This is a genomic window from Mangrovactinospora gilvigrisea (assembly GCF_001879105.1).
In the GTDB taxonomy this organism is placed as follows: Bacteria; Actinomycetota; Actinomycetes; order Streptomycetales; family Streptomycetaceae; genus Mangrovactinospora; species Mangrovactinospora gilvigrisea.
In genome coordinates this window covers 1-20383 of the sequence record NZ_MLCF01000099.1, presented here as the reverse complement: position 1 = coordinate 20383, position 20383 = coordinate 1, and the positions used below count along the sequence as shown (strand labels likewise).

Genomic DNA, 20383 nt, shown 5'->3' with positions numbered 1-20383 from the left:
GCTCAGCACACCACCGCCGCCACCACGCCGCTCCAGCGACGGGCCGGCGCCACCGCGACCGCGACCCCGCACCGCCGGGTCGCGCTCAACGCGCCGACGCTCAGCGCCGCGGCGCTTCCCCTGGCGTCGACCGCGGCCGCCCCCGCGGCGCCCCGGCACCGCCCCGCCGTCCTCCCCGAGGTGCAGCGGCTGCTGGACGCGTCGGCCGCCGCCGTGCCCCAGAAACCGCACCGCAGCCCGCCGGCCGCGGCGGCAACGCCGCCGCCCGCGCAGCAGAAGCAGCAGACGCCGCCCCCGCCGCAGCACCACGTCCATGCCTCCGCCTCGGCCGCAGCCACCGCCTCGGCCCGGCAGCCCGCCAAGGACCTTCCCGATCCCGAGCTCGACGTCCTCGCCCGGCGGCTCCTCGGGCCGCTCGCCCGGCTCCTCCGCGCCGAGCTGCGGATGGACCGGGAGCGGGTCGGCCGTCTCCGCGATCCCCGCTGGTGACCCGACCCCTCCGCACCCCCAAGGAACCCCATGACGACCGCGACGCAGGACCCCGGGTCCACCATCTTCTTCCGCCTCACCATCGACGGCCTCGACCTCGGCCTCTTCAACAGCTGCGAGGGCCTCGCCGCCGATGTCGACGTCCAGAGTTGGGAGGAGGGCGGCAACAACAGCCATGTGTGGCAGCTGCCCACCCGGGTCCGCCACTCGCCGATCCGGCTCTCCCGCCCGCTCACCAAGGAGACCTCGAAGGTCACCGCCTGGATCTCCTCCGTCGCCACCGGCATCAAGCGCCCCACCGCGCAGATCGTCGCGCTGCGCGCGGACGGCAGCCAGGTCGCGCAGTGGGGCCTGCTGGAGGTGCTGCCGGTGAGCTGGAAGGGGCCGAGCCTCGACCCGGCGAGCCCGGCGGTCGCCACCGAGACCCTGGAGATCGTCCACCACGGCTTCACCGACGCCGGAGCCTGACGGAGCCTGAAGGAGGCACAGCACCATGACCAGCCCCACCGCCCCCGGCGGCATGCGCCGCGCCACCCTGCGGCTCTACGAGCCGCCCGCCGACGTCACCTCCTCCCCCGGCGGCGTCATCGCCGAGATGCGGCTGCAGTTCAACCCGTCGTCGCTGAGCCTCACCAAGGGCGCCGCCTGGGAGCCCGGCCGCGCCGTCGGCTTCCGCCGCACCTCGCCGCCGCAGTTCCTCAACGCCGAGCCGCGCCGGCTCACCCTGGAGCTGCTGCTGGACGCCTCGGACCACCCGGGCAGCAGCGCCGTCCGGACCCGCGTCGACACCCTGCTCACCGCGTGCGAGCCCACCGAGGCGAGCCTCGCCCGCAAGGCGCCGTCCCCGCCGTGGGCGCGGCTGGAGTGGGGCACCTTCCGCACCATCGGCTTCGAGGCGTGCGTCACCAACGTCGGCGTCACCTACACCGCGTTCGCGGCGGGCGGCGAACCGCTGCGCGCCACCGTCTCCCTGACGCTGCAGGAGATCCCGGGCCAGACGCCGGGGCAGAACCCCACCTCGGGTGCGCTCACCGCGCGCCGGGTGCACCGCACGGTGGCCGGGGACAGCCTGCAGTCGCTCGCCTTCCGGGAGTACGGGGACGCCGGCGGCTGGCGCGCCATCGCCGAGGCGAACGGCATCGACGACCCGATGCACCTGGCGCCCGGCACCGAACTGCTGCTGCCCGCGGCCGAGGAGCTCTGAGAAGCGAGTCCCATGAGCGAGAGCCCGTACACCGAAGTCCTCGCCGTCGAACTGGACGGCCGGCCGCTCACCGACAAGCTGGCGTCGGTCCTCGTCGACGGCTGGATCGACGCCAGCGTCAACGTCCCCGCCGCCTTCCAGCTGACCTTCGCCGACCCCAACCACAAGGTGCTGCAGCAGTTGGGCGTGCGGATCGGCTCGCGCGCCCAGCTGCACGGCCTCGCCGACGGCAAGGGCGGCGACACGCCCCTGCTCACCGGCGAAGTGACCGCCCTGGAGACGGACTTCGACGGCTCCGGCGCGCACACCGTGGTCCGCGGACTGGACTACGGGCACCGGCTGCTGCGCGGCCGCAACGTCACCGGCTTCAAGGCGATGACGGCCTCCGACATCGCCCGCCGGATCGCCGCCAAGCGCGGGCTGAAGATCGGCCGGATCGACTCCACCGCCACCATCTACGAGTTGGTCACCCAACCCGGCGTCTCCGACTGGGAGTTCCTCAAGCGGCTCGCCGAGGAGAACGACGCCGACGTGGTCTTCACCGACGACGGCAAGTTCCAGTTCATCAAGCCCAAGCCGGCCTCCGGCGCGCCCTCCCCCTCCACCCCCGCCAAGTCCTCGCACTACGTGCTGGAGAAGGGCCGCAACCTGCTGCGCTGCCGGGTCGGGGCGACCGCCGCCGACCAGGTGACGGACGTGGAGGTGCGGGGCTGGAACGTCGCCGCCAAGCGGGCGCTCACCTCCCGGGTGCCGGCCCGCAAGAGCGACGAGCTGGGCATCGGCCTCACCCCGGGCACCGCGGCCGCCGCCTTCGGCGCCGCGCACCAGCTGGGCGTGGACGTCCCCTACGACACCCAGACCGAGGTGGAGCACGCCGCCTCCTCGCTGGCCGCCGACATCACCGGGGCGTTCGCCGAGGTGGAGGCGGAGGTGAAGGGCGACCCGTGGCTGCGGCCCGGCGTGCCGGTGGCGCTCAACGGGCTGGGCGCGCCCTTCGAGGGCCGCTACACCGCCACCGCCGTCCGCCACCACTTCGGCATCCACACCGGCTACCGCACCCATCTGACCGTCAGCGGACGGCAGAACCGCAGCCTGTACGGGCTGACGGCCGGGGGCGCCGCCGGCGAGGGCGGCCCGGGGCAGCGGCTGCCCGGCGTGGTGATCGCCACCGTCACCGACGTCAACGACCCGCTGCAGCAGGGCCGGGTGAAGCTCTCCTTCCCGTGGCTGTCGGACGACTATGTGTCGGACTGGGCGCGCAGCGTGCAGTACGGGGGCGTCGGCGGCGGCGGGGTGATCTGCCCGGAGGTCGGCGACGAGGTGCTGGTCTCCTTCGACCGCGGCGCGCTCGACCACCCCTATGTCATCGGCGGCCTCTACAACGGCCGGGACAAGCCCTCCCGGCACGACGTCCGGCTCACCGACGCCACCGGCGGGAAGACCAACCGGCGCAGCCTGGTGTCGCGCAGCGGCAACCGGCTGGAGCTGCTGGACGCGCCGACCGGGCCGCGCGGGGTGCGGCTGCGCACCGGCGACGACCGGATGAAGGTGTATCTGGACCAGATCGGCTCGGTGCTGGAGATCAGCGGCACCGGCCGGGTCAGCGTCCAGGGCGGCCCCGCAGTGGAGATCGGCGCGAAGGGCGCGGTGTCGGTGACCGGCGCCGCGGTCTCGGTGCGCGCGGAGGGCGCCCTCTCGCTCGCCGGCACCGAGGTGAACATCAGTGCGGCGACCCTCACGGTCGAGGCGGGCGAGTTCAACACGACGGCGGCGTCGGTGTCGATGGAGGCCGCGTCCATCGCCATGGAGGGCGTGGTCACCGCCAACGACATGCCGGTGGTCTGAGGGAGGAATGGGTATGAGCGAGCAATTCGTCGGCTCCGGCTGGTCGTTCCCGATGCGGGTGGACGCCTCCGGGTCGATCGCCCTGGTCTCGGGCGAGCGGGAGATCGAGGAGGCCATCCGGCTGGTGCTCTCCACCGCGCCGGGCGAGCGGCCCACCCGGCCGGAGTTCGGCTGCGCCATCCACGAGCTGGTCTTCGCGCCCATCAACGGGGCGACGGCAGGACGGATCGCGCATGATGTGCGAGCCTGCCTGGACCGGTGGGAGCCGCGCATCGAGGTGCTGGACGTCGAGGTGTCCGTCGACCCGGACAAGCCGGCCGTCCTCTACATCGACATCCGCTACAGCATCCGCGGCACCAACAACCCGCGCAACCTGGTCTTCCCGTTCTACGTCATCCCCTCGCACGAGGACCCGGAGGACGGCGCGGCGGAGGCCGACGCGCCGCCCTCCGCCGCCCCCGTCCGCAACCTCGAAAACTGAGAGCCTGAGAGAGCCCGCATGGCGCTGCCCGCCCCCAACCTCGACGACCGCCGCTTCCAGCAGTTCGTGGACGACGCCAAGCGCTATGTGCAGCGGCGGTGCCCGGAGTGGACCGACCACAACGTCTCCGACCCGGGCGTCACCCTCATCGAGGCCGTCGCCCACATGCTCGACCAGGTCAGCTACCGCTTCAACCGGGTGCCGGACCGCAACTACCTGGCGTTCCTGGACCTGTTGGGCGTCACCCTCTACCCGGCCGCGGCGGCCCGCGCCGAGGTGACCTTCCGGCTGTCGGCGCCCCGGCCGCAGCCGGTGGTGCTCGCCGCCGGCACCGAGGTGGCGACCCGGCGCACCGAGGTGGAGGACGCGGTGGTCTTCGCCACCGCCGAGGAGCTGCGCATCGTCCCCTGCGACCTGGACGCGCTGCTGGTGCAGCCGGCGCCGGAGGCGGACGGCGGCGCGGGCCGGCTCTCCGACCGCACCACGGAGATGCTGGACGGCAAGGACGTCCCGGTCTTCTCCGCGCCCCCGCGCGAGGGCGACGCCCTGATGCTGGGCCTCACCGCGCCCGTCCCGCACTGCCTGGTGGCGCTGCGCCTGGACAGCCGGGTGGACGGCGTCGGCGTCGACCCGCGGCAGCCCCCGCTGCGCTGGGAGGCGTGGACGGCGGACGGCTGGACGGCGTGCGAGGTGGAGGAGGACACCACCGGCGGCCTCAACCGCCCCGGCGAGGTGCTGCTGCACGTCCCGGGCGGGCACGCCGCCTCCCGGATCGGGCGGCGAGAGGCGGGCTGGCTGCGCTGCCGGGTGGTGCCGGCCGAGCCGGGCCAGCCGTTCTACTCGGTGAGCCCGACGGTCCGTTCGGCCTCGGCCTTCACCATCGGCGGCACGACGCTCGCCGAGCACGCGGAGACGGTGCGCGAGGAGGTGCTGGGCAGCTCCAGCGGGGTGCCGGGGCAGCGCTTCTCGCTCGCCCACGGCCCGGTGGTGGCGGGCGAGCCCCCGGTGCTGGTGCAGACCGCGCGGGCCGGCGCGGACGACGGGGACGGCGGCTGGCAGGACTGGGCGGTCGTCCCGGACTTCGCCGGCTCCGGCCCCGAGGACCGCCATGTCACCCTGGACGCGGCCACCGGCGAGGTCTCCTTCGGCCCGGCGGTCCGTCAGTCGGACGGCGCGCTGCGCGCGTTCGGCGCCGTCCCGCCGCGCGACGCGGTGGTGCGCGCCGCCCGCTACCGGATCGGCGGCGGCCGGCGCGGCAATGTCGCCCGCGGCGCCATCAACGTGCTGCGCAGCTCGGTGCCGTTCGTCGCCGAGGTGGTCAACCGGGAGGCGGCCTCCGGCGGGGTGGACGCCGAGACGGTGGACGAGGCGAAGCTGCGCGCCCCCATCACGCTGCGCACCCAGGAGCGCGCCGTCACCCAGCGGGACTACGAGGAGCTGGCCCGCCGGGCCGCGCCCGGGGTGGCCCGGCTGCGCTGCCTGGCCGCCGACGACCCGGACGACGCGCACAGCGGCGGCCCGGGCGCGGTGCGGGTGCTGGTGGTGCCGCAGGCGGTGCCGGACGAGGGCGGGCGGCTGCGCTTCGAGCAACTCGTGCCGGACGACGAGCTGCTGGCGGCGATCAGCCGGCATCTGGACGAGCGGCGCCCGATCGGCACCCGGCTCGCCGTCGGCCCGCCGTTCTACCAGGGCGTCACCGTGGTGGCGGTGGTGCACGCCTTCGCCGGGGCGTCCGGGGAGCGGGTGCGGACGGCGGCGCAGGCCGCACTGCACGGCTACCTCGACCCGCTGACCGGCGGCCCGGACGGCACCGGCTGGCCGTTCGGCCGCCCGGTGCACGCCGGCGAGGTCTACGCGGTGCTGCAGCGGGTGCCGGGCGTGGAGCTGGTGGACGAGGTGCAGCTGCACCCCGCCGACCCGCTGACCGGGCTGCGCGGCGAGGCCACCGACCGGGTGCAGCTCGCCGCGGGCGCGCTGGTCTTCCCCTTCGACCACCGGGTGCGGGTGATCGCATGACGGTCGATCGCCTCGGCGACGGCGCCTCGACGCGGGGGCGGGTGGACGGGCTGCCCAGCCCGCATCCGCTCGGCCCGCGGCTGCCCGCGGTCTTCGCCGAGGACTCGATGGCGCAGCGCTGGGTCGCCGGCCTCGACGACCTGCTCGCGCCGCTGCTGGTCGACCTCGACAACTTCGACGCCTATCTGCGCACCGCGCTGGCGCCCGAGGACTTCCTGCGCTGGCTGGGCAGTTGGGTCGGGGCGGAGACCGGCCCGGACGCGGCGGGCACCCGGCTGCGCGCGGCGGTGGCTGCCGCCGGCCGGCTGCACCGGCTGCGCGGCACGGCCGAAGGGCTCGCCGAGGCGGTGCGGTTGGCGTTCGGCGTCCGCCCGGAGATCGAGGAGAGCGGCGGGGCGACCTGGTCGGCGCGCCCGCTCGGGGAGTTCCCGGGCAGCTCGGCCCCGGGCGTGCTGGTGCGGCTGCGCGTGCCGGACCCTTCGGCGGTGGACGTCCGGCTGCTGGAGGAGCTGGTGGCGGCGGCCCGTCCGGCGCATGTGCCGTACCGGGTGGAGGTGGTCGGCGCGGGGCCCGCGCCGAGCGCCGACGCCGGCCCCGAACCGGCCCCGGGCGGCGGCGGGTTCGGGCCGTGGCTGGGCGACGCCACGGCGCTGAGCGACGTGCCGCCGGTGATCGATCCGCGATCGGGTGCAATGGGAACGACGAGAGAGACTGGAGGTACCGGTGGCAACGGGTGACCAGGGTCAGGGACGGCAGGGCGGCGGGGGGACCATGACCTGCGCCGAGTGCGGGGCGACCGGGCAGACCCAGGCGTTCTGCTCGGAGTGCGGGGAGTTCCTGCAGTGGGAGCGGGGCTCGACGGTGGTCGGCCCGGCGCGCAACCCGGAGGCGGACGGCCCCGGTCCGCGGCGGGAGCCCCCGCCGCGGGCGCGCTCGGCGGAGCCGCGTCCGGCGCCGCCCCGGGCGGATCCGCGGGGTGCCGCGCCCGCCGGCGGCGGGGCGCCGCAGCCGCCGGCGCCGCGGCCGGCCGCGGCCAACCCGCCGGCGCCGCCCGCGCCGTCGAGCTGGCCCGGGAGCGCGGCGGCGCCCGCGCCCGGCGCGTCCGCCGACCCCTATGCGGCGGCCGGCTACACCAGCCGCCCGACGCCGGACGCGTCCAACCCCTACAAGACCGGCGGCACTCCGACGCCGCCCCCCGCGCCGGCCGCGCCGTCGGCCCCGGCGGCTCCGCCGGCGCCGGCCGCGCCCGGTTACGGCGGGACGCCCAACCTGCACCGCGTCGAGCAGCCCGGCTCCGAGCACGACACCGAGGACCTGCCCGACCACCGCGAGGTCGCCTCCCGCACCGAGCGGGCCCGCGCCCTGCTGGTCCCGGTGGAGGCCGCCAACCCGCAGGCGCCGCCGCCCGCCGACCCGGCCGCCCCGGTGCAGCCGGGCCGCGCCGATCGGGAGCGCCCGCGCAGGGTGCGCCGGCTCGCCGCGGAGGAGGAGCCGCTGGACGGCCTCGCCTGCCCGTGGTGCCACACCGTCAACCCCGAGACCCGGCACTACTGCCGGCGCTGCGCGATGCTGCTCACCGTCTCCGGCACCAGCGAGCGGCAGCCCTGGTGGCGGCGGATGTTCGGGCGGGACGGCGGCCGCGTCCCGATGGCCGGCGAGCGGCCGCGGGTCCGCGGGCTGCGGGCGCGCTGGCCGATCTGGGCGCTGCGCGCGGTGGTCGCGGCGGCGATCGTCACCGCCCTGGTGATCTGGACCCAGCCGGGGGTGGAGGCGGCGGAGGACCACTTCACCACTCCGGTGCCGATCCACGCGTCGTCCGTCACCGCCTCGCACTCCGACCCGGGCCACCCGGCGACCAACCTGGTGGACGGCTACAACACCACCTGGTGGGGCGACGGGGTGGACGGCAGCGGCGCGGGCCAGTACGTCACCGCCTCCTTCGCGCTCCCCGTCCACCTGCTCTACCTGATGATCACGCCGGGGGCGGGCACCGACCAGAACGCCTTCAACGCGCAGGCGCGTCCCCTGGCGGTGGACATCACCGTGCTGCACGCCGACAACACCACGACCGTGGTGCACGCCACCCTCAACGACGCGGCGACCCCGCAGGCGATTCCGGTGCGCGGGCGCGATGTGGAGAAGCTGCGGGTGACGCTGCGCCAGGCGTACGGCGTCGGCGCGAAGAAGGAGGTCGCCATCGCCGAGCTCGAGTTCTTCGGCAAGAGCGCGGCGACGACGAGTCGCTGAGGACGCCGGCGCGCCGCAGGGGCGCGGGGCCGATCCGTCAGGGCGTCCAGGTCTCGGACGGCTTCGCGTCCGGCCACGCCGTGTCCTTGCGGATGGCGTCGAACAGCTGGGCGTCGCGCGTCGGGTCCAGCAGGACCACGCTCTGCTTCTGGCGCCAGCCGGTCCCCGTCGTCGGGATGGTGCGGAACTCCAGGTCCGTCTGCTTGATGCCCTTGAGGCTGCCGGCGAGCCCCGCCATCCCGGAGAGCGAGAAGCCGTCGTCCACGGTCATCGTGTTGGTCATCGACCCCAGCAGCTCACGGGTCTTCAGCGGGTGGCTGAGCACGCCCTGCGAGAGCACCTTCCCGGCCACCGCGGAGAGCAGCATCTGCTGGTGGACGACGCGGTCGAAGTCGCCGCGCGGCAGGCCGTGGCGCTGGCGGACGAACTTCAGCGCGGTGGCCCCGTCGAAGTGGTTCCTGCCCTTGCTGAACGACACCTTCTGCTGCGGGTCGTGCAGCGCCTGGTCGAGGGTGATGTCGACGCCGCCGAGCTGGTCGATGGTGGTCTTGAAGCCCTCGAAGTCGACCGCCACATAGTGGTCGACGCGCACCTTGGTGAGGTTCTCCACGGTGGCGACCAGCAGGTTCGGGCCGCCCCAGGAGAGCGCCGCGTTGATCTTCGCCTCGCCGTGGCCGGGGATCGGCACCCAGGAGTCGCGGGGGATGGAGACCGAGCTGATCGCCGACCGGTCGGACGGCACATGCATCAGGATCATCGTGTCGGTGCGGTTGCCGAGGGCGGTCTTGAAGCCGTCCTTGCCCTCGCTGCCGGTGGTGGCGCCGTCCCGGGTGTCGGAGCCGACCATCAGGATGTTCATCGCCTTGCCGGCGGCCGGGTCGGCCGCCGGCCGCTCGCCCGCGCCGTTCAGCTTCGAGCGGTCGAAGACGTTCTTGGCGTGGCCGATGCCGCCGGTCAGGCCGCTGATGTACCACCAGGCGCCGCCGCCGACGGCGAGCACGAGCACCAGGACGCCGGAAAGGATCCACCACAGCACGCGGCGGCCGGGGCGGGGTCGGCGACGCGCGCCTCGGGAGCTTGACATGGGGTCTCCTTGACTGAAGGAAGGTCGGGGGGCTGGGTGGTGCCGCGGTGCGGACGGGTCGGCGGTCAGGCGACCGTCCAGCTGCCCGGGCCGTGCCGGTGCAGCACCGCGCCCAGTTCGGCCGGCTTGGCGGGCTTGCCGTGCCGCAGCAGGGCGATCGCCCAGCGCGGCGCCGCGGCGAGCGGGCGGGTCGGGACGGCGACCTCCAGGGCGGCGAGGTCGGGGGCGCCGGCCGGGACGACGGCGCCGTCGGCGCGCACCGTCCCCGTCACGCCCTCGGCAGTGAGCACCGCGGTGACGGCCACCGGTGCGGCGAGCGGGCCGAGTTCGAGGGGGATGCGCAGCCGCAGCATCCCGTTCTCCTCGCCGGCCCACGACCAGTCGGGTTCCCGCAGCGCGTCCTTGACCCCGTTCGGGGCGTGGCCGCCGGCGCGCATGCTGAGCTGGTTGTTGGCCGTCCAGTAGGGGCCGGCGAAGCTGCCGTCCGGGAGGAACGCGGGGCGCAGCATGCCGTCGACGAGGGCGTTGCGCTCGGCGCCGATCCGCACCCGCGGCTCGTCGCCGCAGGCCTCCAACCGGGCGTGCAGGTCCCACAGTCCGCGCAGCGGGCGGCCGTGGTCGGCGGCGGCCGGGTCGGTGGCGCAGCCGGCCTCGGCGCGCACCGCGACCAGCGGCAGGCCGGCGGCGTTGCGGCCGAGCGGGACGGTGCTGAGGCGGGTCTCGGCGGGGACGGGCACCTCGGTGCCCTGCTCGCGGTGGCGCCACAGCGGGGCGAGGCGGACGGCGGCGAGGTCGGCGGTGGCGTCGGCGGCCTCGGCGACGCCGGGCAGCGCCAGCAGGTCGGCGGGCAGGTCGAGGCGGTAGCGGCCCCGGTCGGCGACGAACCGGACGGGGGTGCGCCGGCCGTTGCGGTCCTTGTGCACCAGGTCGGCGGTGAGCCCGAGTTCGAGCCGGCCGTCGCTGCTCCAGCGCGTCCACTCCAGGCTGGCGGCGGCCGCGATCCCGGCGCGGTGCCGGGCGAGCCGGCGCAGCGCCTCGGGGTGCCCGGCGCGCAGCACCGCGGACCGCACCCGGTGGGCGGCGGGCAGCAGCGCCTCGGCGGACGGCGCCACATAGCGCTGGGCGACGGGCAGCAGGGCGGCGTGCCAGGCGGCGAGCTGCTCGGCGCCGAGCCGGGCGGCCCGCTGGTCGAGGCGGTCCAGGAGCTCGGTGCGGTGCAGATGGGCGACGCACCGGTCGAGGGCGGGCCCGGTCGGCAGGCTCCCCCACAGCAGCTCGAAGAGGTCGGCGAGCGAGCCGGCGAGCGCGTCGGGGTCGGGCGCCGGCCCGGGGTTCGGGTTCTTGTGCAGGTGGTAGCAGGTGTGGTCGTGGACGGCTGCGACCGACTCGGCGGCCAGCTGGGCGCGGAGCGCGAAGTGCCGGTCGGCGAGCGGCACCGGCCCCTCGGGGAAGCGCAGCCCGGCGCGCTCCAGGAACGAGCGGCGGAAGAGCATATGGGCGCCGAGCGCGTCCATCAGCACCGGATGGGTGGTCAGGTGCCCGCGGTCCAGCGGCTGGGCGGTGGCCAGGCGCGGGGCGCGGCGGCCGTGCCCGGCGGTGCGCGGCACCACGATGTCGGCGCCGGTGGTCTCGGCCCGGTCGACGAGCCGGGCGAGCGCGGTCCTCGGCAGCCGGTCGTGGGCGTCCACGAAGAGCACGTAGTCGCCGGTGGCGTGGTCGAGGCCGAGGTTGCGGGCCCGTCCGGGGCCGCCGCTGCCGCCCTCCTGCCCGGTGGCCAGGACGGTGTTCCAGGTGTGGAAGGCGGTGTCGCCGCGGAGCAGCGCGGCGGTGTCGTCGGTGGAGCCGTCGTCGACGAAGACGGCCTCGAAGCGGTCGCGTCCGAGGGTCTGCTCGCCCAGCGCGGCGAGCGCGGGGGCGTAGTGCTGCTGGGCGTTGCGGACGGCGACGACGACACTGGCGGTGACCGTCATGCGGCCGGTCCCCAGGGCCCGTTGGCGCCGGGGATGCCCGGCAGGTCCTGCTGCGCCTCGGGCCCGCCGGGCAGCGCCTGCTGCTCCAGGTAGCGCTGCCACTCGTGGAGGGCGGCGCGGTCGGAGAGCGAGTTGGCGGCGCCGTTGAACCGCTCCATGGAGGTGGGCCGGTCCGGGCCGAGGACGTAGTCCTTCAGGGCCCGGCGGTGCGGGGCCATCGGGTCGTGCCACGGCTCGCGCACCGCCTGCAGGATGGCGGGCAGCCGGGTGCACTCGCGGTCCAGCAGGTAGGCGCCGCCGGCGGTGGTGTAGGCGGCGTAGAACTCGTCGTCCGGGAGGTTCTCGGCGTTGGTCAGGACGTACGGCTTCAGGCTCGCCACGAAGTCGGCGACCACCGAGGAGACGTCGCTGATCAGCATGTCGGCCTGGTTGAAGCACTCGTAGAGGGTCGGCAGCTGCTTGAGGATGACGTTGTGCCGGACGGGCCCGCGGGTCTGCCAGAAGACCCGGTGCCATTCGGCGTGCAGCCGGTGCCACTCGGTGGCGGCGGCCGGGTCGCCGGGGCGGGCGCGGCGGGTCTGCTCGGCGTCGTCGCCGCGGCCGCCGCGTCCGGAGAGCCGGTCCATCTCCGCCTGGATGCGCTGCAGTTCGGACTTGGCGCCGGCCACCCGGGAGGCGGTGGCGCGGGCGTCGCGGCGCCGGTTGTCGGCGCGCAGCAGGTCCTGGATGGCGAGGTCGGCGGCGGCGGCCTTGGGCGAGCGGCGCCCGGTGAGCGGGTGCGGCTTGTAGATGACCCGGACGTTCTCCTTCAGCAGCGCGCGGATCATCGGCACGCCCATCGGGATCAGCGAGGTGTGGCAGTCGTCGTCGCTCCAGCCCTCCCAGGTGGGGGCGTACAGGACGACGGGCAGCGGGCCGGGGGTGTGCTGCTCGTGGCGGAGGATGGGGGCGAGCTGGGGCCGTCCGACCTCGACGATGGCCTGGTTGCTGATGGCGTGCCGGACGCGCTGGTAGCGGTCGCGTCCGGCGCGGCCGGCGACCCAGATCTCGTCGTAGACCTTGCTGACCCGGTTGCTGCTGGCGAGCTTGTCGCTGTCGCCGTGGCCGATGAAGACGTGCTTGGCCTCGGCGACGCGCAGCATGTGGACGTTCTTGCCGGCGTTGCCCGGGTAGAGGACGACGCGGACGTGCGGCAGGTCGAGCTCGGCGAGGTCGTCGGCCTTGGGGACGCAGACCACGGGGAGGAAGGTGCGCCCCAGGAACCGGAAGGAGGCCCGCTCGCGCAGGATGATCAGCGGCCGCAGGTCGAGCTGCTCCAGCGTCTCGATCCACATGTTGACCTGGTACATGAAGTCCTGCGAGACCGCGGCGAAGCTGAAGTAGAGGGCGACCTCGGGCCGGTAGGAGCCGAGCTGGGTGTTGACCGAGTCGATCACCTGGCGGCGGGTCGGCATCCGCTTGGACCGCTTGTAGTGGCGGGCCAGCAGCAGCACGGCAAGGACGGTGAGCAGGAGGCTGGCTGCGAAGCCGAGGCCGGCGTAGCGCCACTCCCCCTTCCACAGCGCGGCGAGGACGCCGGCGTGCGCGGGCACGTCCAGGTGCAGCAGGCGGCGCAGGTACTTCTGGTAGAGCAGGGCGGACGGCGCCTTGGGGATGCGGATGCCGGAGAGGTCGAGGTTGCGGACGACGATCGGCATCACCCGGCGCAGCCGGATGGTGCGGTGCAGCCCGGTGTAGAGGGCGATCAGCCCGAACTGGGCGATGTTGACGAGCAGGATGGCGAGCAGCCAGCCGTCGGTGGCGTCGAGCCGGTAGGCCAGGATGACCAGCGACGCGGTCCGCGCCAGGAACCGCATGATGCGGTTGAGGCGGAAGGCCGCCAGCCGGCCGATGAACTCCGGCTCCTTGGAGTGCAGCCACTCGTCGGTGAGGTACGACAGCGCCGAGGCGACGGCGAAGCCGTAGAGCGACGGCAGCAGGGCGAGCACCGGTACCGCCGCGAACGAGGCCGCGCAGAGCAGCGCAAGGAGCAACCCGCCCCGACTGCGCAGCCGCAGTACCCCACACAACCGACGGATCATCGGCTCCCTCTCGACGACATTCCTTGATCAGGTGTTCGACATGAGAGGGAAGCAAATGGTTGCCTAGGGAACGGTAAACACCAAGAAACGATCAGGTCACGCCATCAACTCGCCGACATCCCCGGGCGTCGCGCCTCGCGCCCCCACAGGGGCAGGGGGCGGGCGCGCTCAGCCGTTGGCCGGCACCCGGTCGGCCTCCGCACGGCGCTCGCGGTCCCCGCCCGCGGCGCGCGCGCCGGGGATCGTCGCCGCGATCACCGCGGCCACCACGGACACCCCGCACCCGACCAGCAGCCCGGTGCGGAACCCGTTCTCCGACGCCAGCACGTGCCCGCCCAGCGTCACCGTCATCTGCGACAGCACCACGCCGACCACGGCCGCGCCGATCGTCGTCCCCAGCGAGCGCATCAGCGTGTTGAAGCCGTTCGCCGCCGCCGTCTCCGCGGGCGGCACCGCGCCCATGATCAGGGCCGGCATCGCGCCGTAGGCGAAGCCCACACCGCTGTTGACCACCATGCCGACGATCATCAGCCCCCATGCCGACCCCATCAGCGGCAGCGCCAGCCCGTAGCCGGCCGCGATCACCACGATGCCGGTGATCAGCGTGAACTTCGGCCCGCGGGCATTGCTCAGCTTCCCGCCCAGCGGCGAGATCAGCATCATCATCAGCGCGCCCGGCAGCATCCACAGGCCGGTGTGCAGCATGCTCTGGCCGAGCCCGTACCCCAGCGCCTTCGGCAGCTGCATCAGCTGAGGCGTGATCAGCATGTTGGCGTACATCCCGACGCCCACGAAGACCGACGCCACGTTGGTGAGCAGCACCCGCGGCCGCGCCGTCGTGCGCAGGTCGACCAGCGGCTCCCGGGTGCGCAGCTCCATCGCTCCCCAGCCGAGCAGCACCACCACGGCGCCGATCAGCAGGCCCAGCGTGGTGCCGGACGTCCAGCCCCAGTCGGCGCCCTTGGAGATGCCCAGCAGCAGCGCCACCACGCCCACCGCGAGGCCCAGCGAGCCGGGCAGGTCGAAGCGCTGGCCGCGGGCCGCCGCCGGGGAGTCCGGGACGCAGACCGCGATCAGCAGCCCGATGAGCAGCGCGAGCCCGGCCGAACCCCAGAAGAGCACCCGCCAGTTCGCGTACTGCGCGACCGCCGCCGCGACCGGCAGGCCGATGCCGCCGCCGATCCCCATCGACGCCGAGACCAGCGCGATCGACCCGCTGAGCCGCTCGGCGGGGACGACGTCCCGCAGCAGGGCTATGCCGAGCGGCACCATGCCCATCCCCATCCCCTGCAGCCCGCGCCCCACGATCATCGGCAGCACGGAGGAGGAGAGCGCGCACACCACCGAGCCGACGATCAGCGGGACGGCGCAGACCAGCAGCATCCGCTTCTTGCCGAAGAGGTCGCCGAGCCGCCCGGTGATCGGCACGCAGACGCCGCCCGCGAGCAGGGTGACGGTGATCACCCACGCGGCGTTGGAGGCGTCGGTGTGCAGGATCGCCGGCAGTTCGGCGATGAGCGGGGTCACCAGGGTCTGCATGATCGCGGCGACGGTGCCGGCGAGCGCGAGCGTCGCGACGACCGGGCCGGTGCGTTCCGTGGGGGACACGCGGACCACTTCCTCTCGGGGTGCTGGGCGTGGACGATGTGCATCGTACATGTGGCGTGTATCGTGCACATCGGCCGCCGGGAGGACCCCGCGTGATATCCCTGGACCCGACGGCGCACGGACGAGCAGGGCAGGTGGAGCAGCAGCCATGGCCGCGCGGAAGCGGAAGCCGATCGACCGGATCGAGTACGAGCACATGGTGCTCGGCCGGCACCTGCCCCGCTCGGAGCGGGAGCGGCGCCGGTCCGGCCGGATGGAGCGCAGCGCCTACATCCTGCTGAGCCGGATCCGGCTGCAGGGGCCGATGTCCATCGGCGAGCTCGCGGACGCCTTCGGGCTGGACGCCTCCACCCTCAACCGGCAGACGGCGGCCGCCGTCCGGGCGGGGCTGCTGGAGCGCATCCCCGACCCGGACGGCGGCATGGCGCGCAAGTTCCGGATCACCGACCGCGGCGCGAAGGACCTCGACGAGACGCGCGACGAGCAGATCCGCGGCCTGGAGCGGGTCTTCGAGACCTGGTCGGCCGAGGACGTCGAGCGGTTCGCCGGCTACCTCAAGCGGTTCAACACCGACATCGAGCGCCTGGACGGCCGCACCTGGCCCCGCCCCTGAGCGGGCGGGACCGGGTGCGGCAGGGTTCCGTTCAGCAGCTCATCGTCCAGGTGTGCGACCCGCCGCGGTCGTTCGCGCCGGCGTTGTAGCCCACCTCCTGCCCCGGCGCCAGGCAGAGCGTCACGTCGCCGAGCAGCTCACGGTAGTTGTAGATCTTGACGTGGTCCTTCACCCCCGGCCCCGAGATGCCGTGGTTGGCCCAGGAGGAGTCCTGGTGGAACATGTCGCCCTCCCACCAGTGGTCGTCGCCGCTGTGCTCGATCTTCATGCCCTGGAAGTTGGCGTCCGTCCAGACGCAGAAGTCGCCGCTGCGGCACACGGCGTTCGCGCCGGCCGGCGCGGAGCCGGCCAGCAGCATCCCGCCGCAGAGCGCGGCCGCCGCCGCGACGGTCCCGATGACGCGCTTCCTCGTGGATCCCATCAGTGCGGGGTGTCCTTTCCGTTGGTGCTGGGTGTGCGGACGCCCTCCAGAACGGAGAGCGCCTGGACGCGGGCGTGCGCCCGCATGCGGCGGTACGCCGCGATCTCGGGGCGGTGCAGCGCCCGCACCCGGGCGAGGCTGCGGCCGCTCTTCTCGGCCTCCGGCCGCAGGTTGTCCACCACCACCGACGCGCGGAACCAGCGCCGGTCGTCGCCGTAGAGGCGGCGGTTCGCGGCGGCCAGGCAGCCGTCGGTGTGGGCGCGGACGGTGTAGCCGGTGGGCAGGGTGAGCGCGAGCTGCGGCCGTCCGGCGCCGAAGAGCGCGTCGCTGACGCGCTGCTCGGCGCGGGCGCCGGAGGGGTGCGAGGGCAGGCCGCGGCGGGCGAGGCAGTCCTCGGTGAGCACCCGGGTGGCGGCCCGCACCGCGTCGTCCGGGGAGAGCCGGGGCGCGTCCGGCGCGCCGCAGCCGGCGACCGCCACCAGCACCGCCGCCACCAGCACCGCCACCAGGGGCAGCGCCGCCGGCGGCAGCCGGCGCAGGAGCGTCACCCCTGCTCGCAGCCCATGGTGGAGTCTGAGACGCCGTCGAACTTGCCCGCCCAGGCGGTCCAGTTGTTGTCGTAGTCGTCCGGGCGGATCTCCCGGTAGAGGCAGTCGCCGCCGGACTGGTAGCTGATCGCGTAGACGGTGACCGAGGCGTGCGAGTCGAAGGAGTAGACGTGGCGCTTCAGCCAGTCCGGCGCCTCCTTGTAGCCGCCGGGGACGTAGTCCCAGGCGCCCTGGCCGCCCATCTGGTTGGTGCCGTACCAGAAATAGACGTGCCCGGCCGGCACGGCGTGCGCGCTGGTGGCGGTGGCCGCGGTGAACGCGGCGGACAGCGCGGCCGCGAACGCGGCGGCGAGGACGGCGGGTCGGCGCATGGGGCGGGTCCTCCACTGGCGTCGGACCCCGCCGCGGCGGGATCCGGAACGATGTCTTCCAACGCCAGCAGTCCCCCGCCCACCTCCCGTTATGCCGGGCCGGGCCGCGGTTCCCACGATCGGGCGGCCTTGCGGCGCGCCTCCCCCGTTCGGGCCTGACGAGCGGTCAGGCGGGTCAGCCCCGGGCCTTCTTGAGCAGCATGGCGCCGGAGACGATCCGGTAGACGCCGTAGAGCATCGGGCCCCAGGCGACGATGTAGACGCCGCCGCCCTGGGCGTTGGAGAGGGTGATCAGCGTGATCAGCAGCCCCGCGACCGCCCACACCGCGCCGAACCCGATGCCCCGCTTGCCCTTGGTCTCCCACATCTGCCGCTGCGCGGCCGTCCCGGTGCCGGACTGCGCCTGCGCGTAGACGGGCGGCTCCTCGGGCGGTGTGCCCGGCTGCTGCTGGTACTGCGACATGACTGGTGTCCCCCTCGGTGATGGATTGCGGTTCAGCCGATCCGCGTGCAGCCGGCCTGCCGGAGCGACGCGACGATCCGGTCGACGAACGCGTCCCGGCCGTCCTTGATCTGCAGCGGGATCGGGATCTCGACCCCGCCGCGGCCCCGCAGCCGGTAGCCGCGCAGCTTGCCCTCCTCGCCCTGCCGCGTGTCGTGGACCGGCGTCAGGCTCTCCGCCTCGGCCCACCGCACCACCCGCACGCTCGACCGGCGGCGGTTCACCAGCCCGCCCTCGTACAGGTAGTGGACGCGGTTGCCGACGAGCAGCCCCCGCACGGCGAGCACCGCGCCGTAGAAGCCGAAGAAGAACAGCCCGAACGCCACCACGTGCAGGATCGAGTGGACCCAGCCGAACGGCGAGACGTCGTCGGCGTAGGCGGCGATGAGCGCCAGCAGGCCCCAGCCCCCTCCCGCGAAGAGCACCCCGACCACCAGCGACTGCCCGGTGGTGATCTCCCGCCGGGCGTCCACCGCCCGGCCGAGCGCCGCCTGCGCGGCCGCCGCGGAGACCCGCTCCGGCACGGCCGCCGCCGCCGCGGCGCCGGCCCCCGCCGTCCCCGTCCCCGTTCCTGTTCCCGTCGCGTCCGCCATGGCGGACCGCCTCCCCCGATCGATACGGCTCGTCCCGCGAAGCAGTGTGGGGGAGCGCCGACCGCGGCGGCACGGGGCTTTCGCCCCGCCGAAAAGGTGGAACCGCTCAGCCGGTGCGGTCCACCGGGAGCTCCATGAAGAGCCCGGGCTTCGCCAACTCGCGGAAGCCGTACTGGGCGTAGAGGCCGTGCGCGTCCGCGGTGGCCAGCATCACGCGGCGCAGCCCGCACCGCTCGGCCTCCGCGCGCACCGCCGCGACCAGCGCCTTGCCGACGCCCAGGCCGCGCGCCGCGTCGTCGACGAAGACGTCGCAGAGCCAGCCGAAGGTGGCGCCGTCCGTCACCAGCCGGGCGAAGCCGAGCTGCCGGCCGCCGTCGTCGTAGGCGCCGAAGACGACCGAGCCGGCCATCGCGCGGTCCATCGTCGACGCGGCGCGGCCGCGCGCCCAGTAGGACTCCTCGGTGATCCAGCGCAGCACCCGCTCCCGGTCCAGCCGGGCGGGGTCGGTGGAGACCTCGACGGCGCTCACTGGCGGTACCCCGCCAGGAAGCGGCCGATCCGGCCGATCGCCGTCTCCAGGTCGTCGGCGCGCGGCAGCGTGACGATCCGGAAGTGGTCGGGCTCCGCCCAGTTGAAGCCGGTGCCCTGCACCACCTGGATCTTCTCGCGGAGCAGCAGGTCGAGGACGAACCGCTCGTCGTCGACGATCCGGTGCACCTTGGGGTCGAGCCGAGGGAAGGCGTAGAGCGCGCCGCGCGGCTTGACGCAGCTCACCCCGGGGATCGCGTTGAGGCACTCCACCGCCCGGTCGCGCTGCTCGCGCAGCCGCCCGCCGGGCAGCACCAGCGACTCGATGGAGCGCGGCCCGTCCAGCGCGGCCTGCACGGCCAGCTGCCCGGGGGTGTTGGCGCACAGCCGCATGGACGCCAGCGTGCCGAGCCCCTCCAGATAGTCGGCGGCGTGCTCGCGCGGCCCGGTGACGACCAGCCAGCCGCTGCGGAACCCGGCCACCCGGTAGGCCTTGGAGAGCCCGGAGAAGGTGAGCACCAGCAGGTCCGGGGCGAGCGCGGCGACATGGTGGTGCACGGCGTCGTCGTAGAGGATCTGGTCGTAGATCTCGTCGGCGAAGACCACCAGGTTGTGCCGGCGGGCCAGGTCGAGCATCCCCTCCAGCAGCTCCTTCGGGTACACCGCCCCGGTCGGGTTGTTGGGGTTGATGATCAGCAGCGCGCGGGTGCGGTCGGTGATCCTCGCGGCGAGGTCGTCCAGGTCGGGCAGCCAGTCGGCGCCCTCGTCGCAGCGGTAGTGGACGGGACGGCCGCCGGCCAGCGTCGTCACCGCCGTCCACAGCGGGTAGTCGGGGGCCGGGATCAGCACCTCGTCGCCGTCGTCGACGAGCGCCGTGACGGCCATCGAGATCAACTCGGAGACGCCGTTGCCCAGGTAGATGTCGTCGACGTCGACGCCCTCCACGCCGCGCCGCCGGTAGTGCCCGGCGACCGCGCGGCGCGCGGGGAGGATGCCGCGCGACTCGGTGTAGCCGTGGGCGGCGGGCAGGGTGCGGATCATGTCCTGGAGGATCTCGGCCGGCGCCTCGAAGCCGAACGGTGCCGGGTTGCCGGTGTTGAGCCGCAGCACGCTGTGCCCGTTGGCCTCCAGTGCGTCGGCGTGCTCGATCACCGGACCGCGGATCTCGTAACAGACCCCGGCCAGCTTGGACGACTGCTTCAACTCCATGCGCCTGCACCCTCCCTGATGGACGCTCGTGCCCACTTGGTTCTACCAAGGTCACACTTGGAATGTCCAACATCGCGGCTAGAATGTGGCGCATGCCGCGCCGAAGCTATGACCAGTACTGCGCCCTGTCCCGCGCCCTCGACGTGCTCGGCGAGCGCTGGACGCTGCTGATCGTCCGCGAACTGCTCAGCGGGCCGCGGCGCTACACCGACCTGCACGCCGACCTGCCGGGGATCAGCACGGACGTGCTGGCCGCGCGGCTGCGCGAGGCCGAGGCGGACGGCCTGGTGGCCCGCCGCCGGCTGACGCGACCGGCGGCGGCAACGGTCTACGAGCTCACCGAGCGGGGGCGGGCGCTGCTGCCGGTGCTGGGGGTGCTCGCGGAGTGGGGCGGCCCGCTGCTCGCCGACCGCCGCGAGACGGACGCGGTCCGCGCGCACTGGTCGGCGCTGCCGCTGCTGCGGCGGCTGCTGCCGGTGGGGATGCCCGGCACGGTCGACGTCCGGCTCGACGAGGGGACGTTCCACCTGGTGCTCGACCCCGAGGCCCCCGCCTACGCCGACGGCCCCGCCC

The 20383-nt window shown here is 74.5% G+C and carries 19 protein-coding genes and 2 pseudogenes; 10 read left to right on the top strand and 11 right to left on the bottom strand.

Annotated features, from left to right (window positions below; all coding sequences use genetic code 11):
• From BIV57_RS25275 to BIV57_RS25270, 8 genes and pseudogenes are all read left to right on the top strand, one after another.
• Nucleotides 1-489 (top strand): annotated as a pseudogene (locus BIV57_RS25275) (hypothetical protein); the annotation flags it as partial.
• 30 nt (nucleotides 490-519) lie between these two features.
• A complete protein-coding gene (locus tag BIV57_RS17045) occupies nucleotides 520-957 on the top strand; it encodes a phage tail protein (RefSeq protein ID WP_071657689.1) in 438 nt (145 codons plus the stop codon).
• A 25-nt stretch (nucleotides 958-982) separates the two neighbouring features.
• Nucleotides 983-1693, top strand: a complete 711-nt coding sequence (locus tag BIV57_RS17040; protein WP_071657688.1) for a CIS tube protein — start codon at nucleotides 983-985, stop codon at nucleotides 1691-1693.
• Nucleotides 1694-1705: 12 nt separating this feature from the next.
• A complete protein-coding gene (locus BIV57_RS17035) occupies nucleotides 1706-3538 on the top strand; it encodes a VgrG-related protein (RefSeq protein WP_071657687.1) in 1833 nt (610 codons plus the stop codon).
• Between the two features lie 13 nt (nucleotides 3539-3551).
• The gene (locus BIV57_RS17030) at nucleotides 3552-4019 is read left to right on the top strand and encodes a GPW/gp25 family protein (protein ID WP_071657686.1); all 468 of its coding nucleotides are present in this window, start codon (nucleotides 3552-3554) and stop codon (nucleotides 4017-4019) included.
• 18 nt (nucleotides 4020-4037) lie between these two features.
• Entirely contained in the window at nucleotides 4038-6035 is a 1998-nt protein-coding gene (locus BIV57_RS17025) for a putative baseplate assembly protein (protein WP_071657685.1), read from the top strand.
• A pseudogene (locus tag BIV57_RS17020) lies at nucleotides 6032-6613 on the top strand (phage tail protein); the annotation flags it as partial. The gene BIV57_RS17025 and the pseudogene BIV57_RS17020, both read left to right, overlap by 4 nt.
• Nucleotides 6614-6806: 193 nt before the next feature.
• Nucleotides 6807-8282, top strand: a complete 1476-nt coding sequence (locus BIV57_RS25270) for an NADase-type glycan-binding domain-containing protein (protein ID WP_071657683.1) — start codon at nucleotides 6807-6809, stop codon at nucleotides 8280-8282.
• 37 nt (nucleotides 8283-8319) lie between these two features.
• Here BIV57_RS25270 and BIV57_RS17010 read toward each other — a convergent pair whose 3' ends face one another.
• From BIV57_RS17010 to BIV57_RS16995, 4 genes are all read right to left on the bottom strand, one after another.
• On the bottom strand, nucleotides 8320-9366 hold the full coding sequence (locus BIV57_RS17010; RefSeq protein ID WP_071657682.1) for an LCP family protein: 1047 nt from the start codon (nucleotides 9364-9366) through the stop codon (nucleotides 8320-8322).
• Nucleotides 9367-9431: 65 nt separating this feature from the next.
• Complete coding sequence (locus BIV57_RS17005) at nucleotides 9432-11336, bottom strand: glycosyltransferase family 2 protein (protein ID WP_071657681.1); 1905 nt, start codon at nucleotides 11334-11336, stop codon at nucleotides 9432-9434.
• On the bottom strand, nucleotides 11333-13405 hold the full coding sequence (locus BIV57_RS17000) for a CDP-glycerol glycerophosphotransferase family protein (RefSeq protein ID WP_245797749.1): 2073 nt from the start codon (nucleotides 13403-13405) through the stop codon (nucleotides 11333-11335). Before BIV57_RS17000 ends, BIV57_RS17005 begins: the two co-directional genes overlap by 4 nt.
• 180 nt (nucleotides 13406-13585) lie before the next feature.
• Nucleotides 13586-15076 carry an MFS transporter gene (locus BIV57_RS16995; RefSeq protein WP_071657679.1) on the bottom strand — a complete coding sequence of 497 codons (1491 nt, stop codon included), beginning with the start codon at nucleotides 15074-15076 and terminating at the stop codon, nucleotides 13586-13588.
• Between the two features lie 97 nt (nucleotides 15077-15173).
• Here BIV57_RS16995 and BIV57_RS16990 point away from each other — a divergent pair, with 97 nt between their 5' ends.
• Nucleotides 15174-15638 carry a MarR family winged helix-turn-helix transcriptional regulator gene (locus BIV57_RS16990; protein ID WP_071657678.1) on the top strand — a complete coding sequence of 155 codons (465 nt, stop codon included), beginning with the start codon at nucleotides 15174-15176 and terminating at the stop codon, nucleotides 15636-15638.
• A gap of 31 nt (nucleotides 15639-15669) precedes the next feature.
• On the opposite strand, the gene BIV57_RS16985 is transcribed toward BIV57_RS16990, so the two are convergent.
• The 7 genes from BIV57_RS16985 to BIV57_RS16955 form a co-directional block, all read right to left on the bottom strand.
• On the bottom strand, nucleotides 15670-16059 hold the full coding sequence (locus BIV57_RS16985; RefSeq protein WP_071657677.1) for a peptidase inhibitor family I36 protein: 390 nt from the start codon (nucleotides 16057-16059) through the stop codon (nucleotides 15670-15672).
• Entirely contained in the window at nucleotides 16059-16607 is a 549-nt protein-coding gene (locus BIV57_RS16980) for a hypothetical protein (RefSeq protein ID WP_071657676.1), read from the bottom strand. Before BIV57_RS16980 ends, BIV57_RS16985 begins: the two co-directional genes overlap by 1 nt.
• A complete protein-coding gene (locus BIV57_RS16975) occupies nucleotides 16604-16978 on the bottom strand; it encodes a hypothetical protein (RefSeq protein WP_071657675.1) in 375 nt (124 codons plus the stop codon). Before BIV57_RS16975 ends, BIV57_RS16980 begins: the two co-directional genes overlap by 4 nt.
• 175 nt (nucleotides 16979-17153) lie before the next feature.
• Nucleotides 17154-17441, bottom strand: a complete 288-nt coding sequence (locus BIV57_RS24645; protein WP_071657674.1) for a hypothetical protein — start codon at nucleotides 17439-17441, stop codon at nucleotides 17154-17156.
• 32 nt (nucleotides 17442-17473) lie between these two features.
• Complete coding sequence (locus BIV57_RS16965) at nucleotides 17474-18073, bottom strand: hypothetical protein (protein ID WP_071657673.1); 600 nt, start codon at nucleotides 18071-18073, stop codon at nucleotides 17474-17476.
• A 106-nt stretch (nucleotides 18074-18179) separates the two neighbouring features.
• Nucleotides 18180-18602: a GNAT family N-acetyltransferase gene (locus tag BIV57_RS26145; RefSeq protein ID WP_071657672.1), complete on the bottom strand. Its 423-nt coding sequence runs from the start codon at nucleotides 18600-18602 to the stop codon at nucleotides 18180-18182.
• Nucleotides 18599-19810 (bottom strand): pyridoxal phosphate-dependent aminotransferase, encoded by a 1212-nt coding sequence (locus tag BIV57_RS16955; RefSeq protein WP_071657671.1) that lies wholly within the window; start codon nucleotides 19808-19810, stop codon nucleotides 18599-18601. Before BIV57_RS16955 ends, BIV57_RS26145 begins: the two co-directional genes overlap by 4 nt.
• Nucleotides 19811-19902: 92 nt before the next feature.
• Between BIV57_RS16955 and BIV57_RS16950 the strand changes: the two genes are divergently transcribed.
• Nucleotides 19903-20383, top strand: a 481-nt coding sequence (locus tag BIV57_RS16950) for a winged helix-turn-helix transcriptional regulator (protein ID WP_071657690.1), incomplete at its 3' end; no start/stop codon positions are given.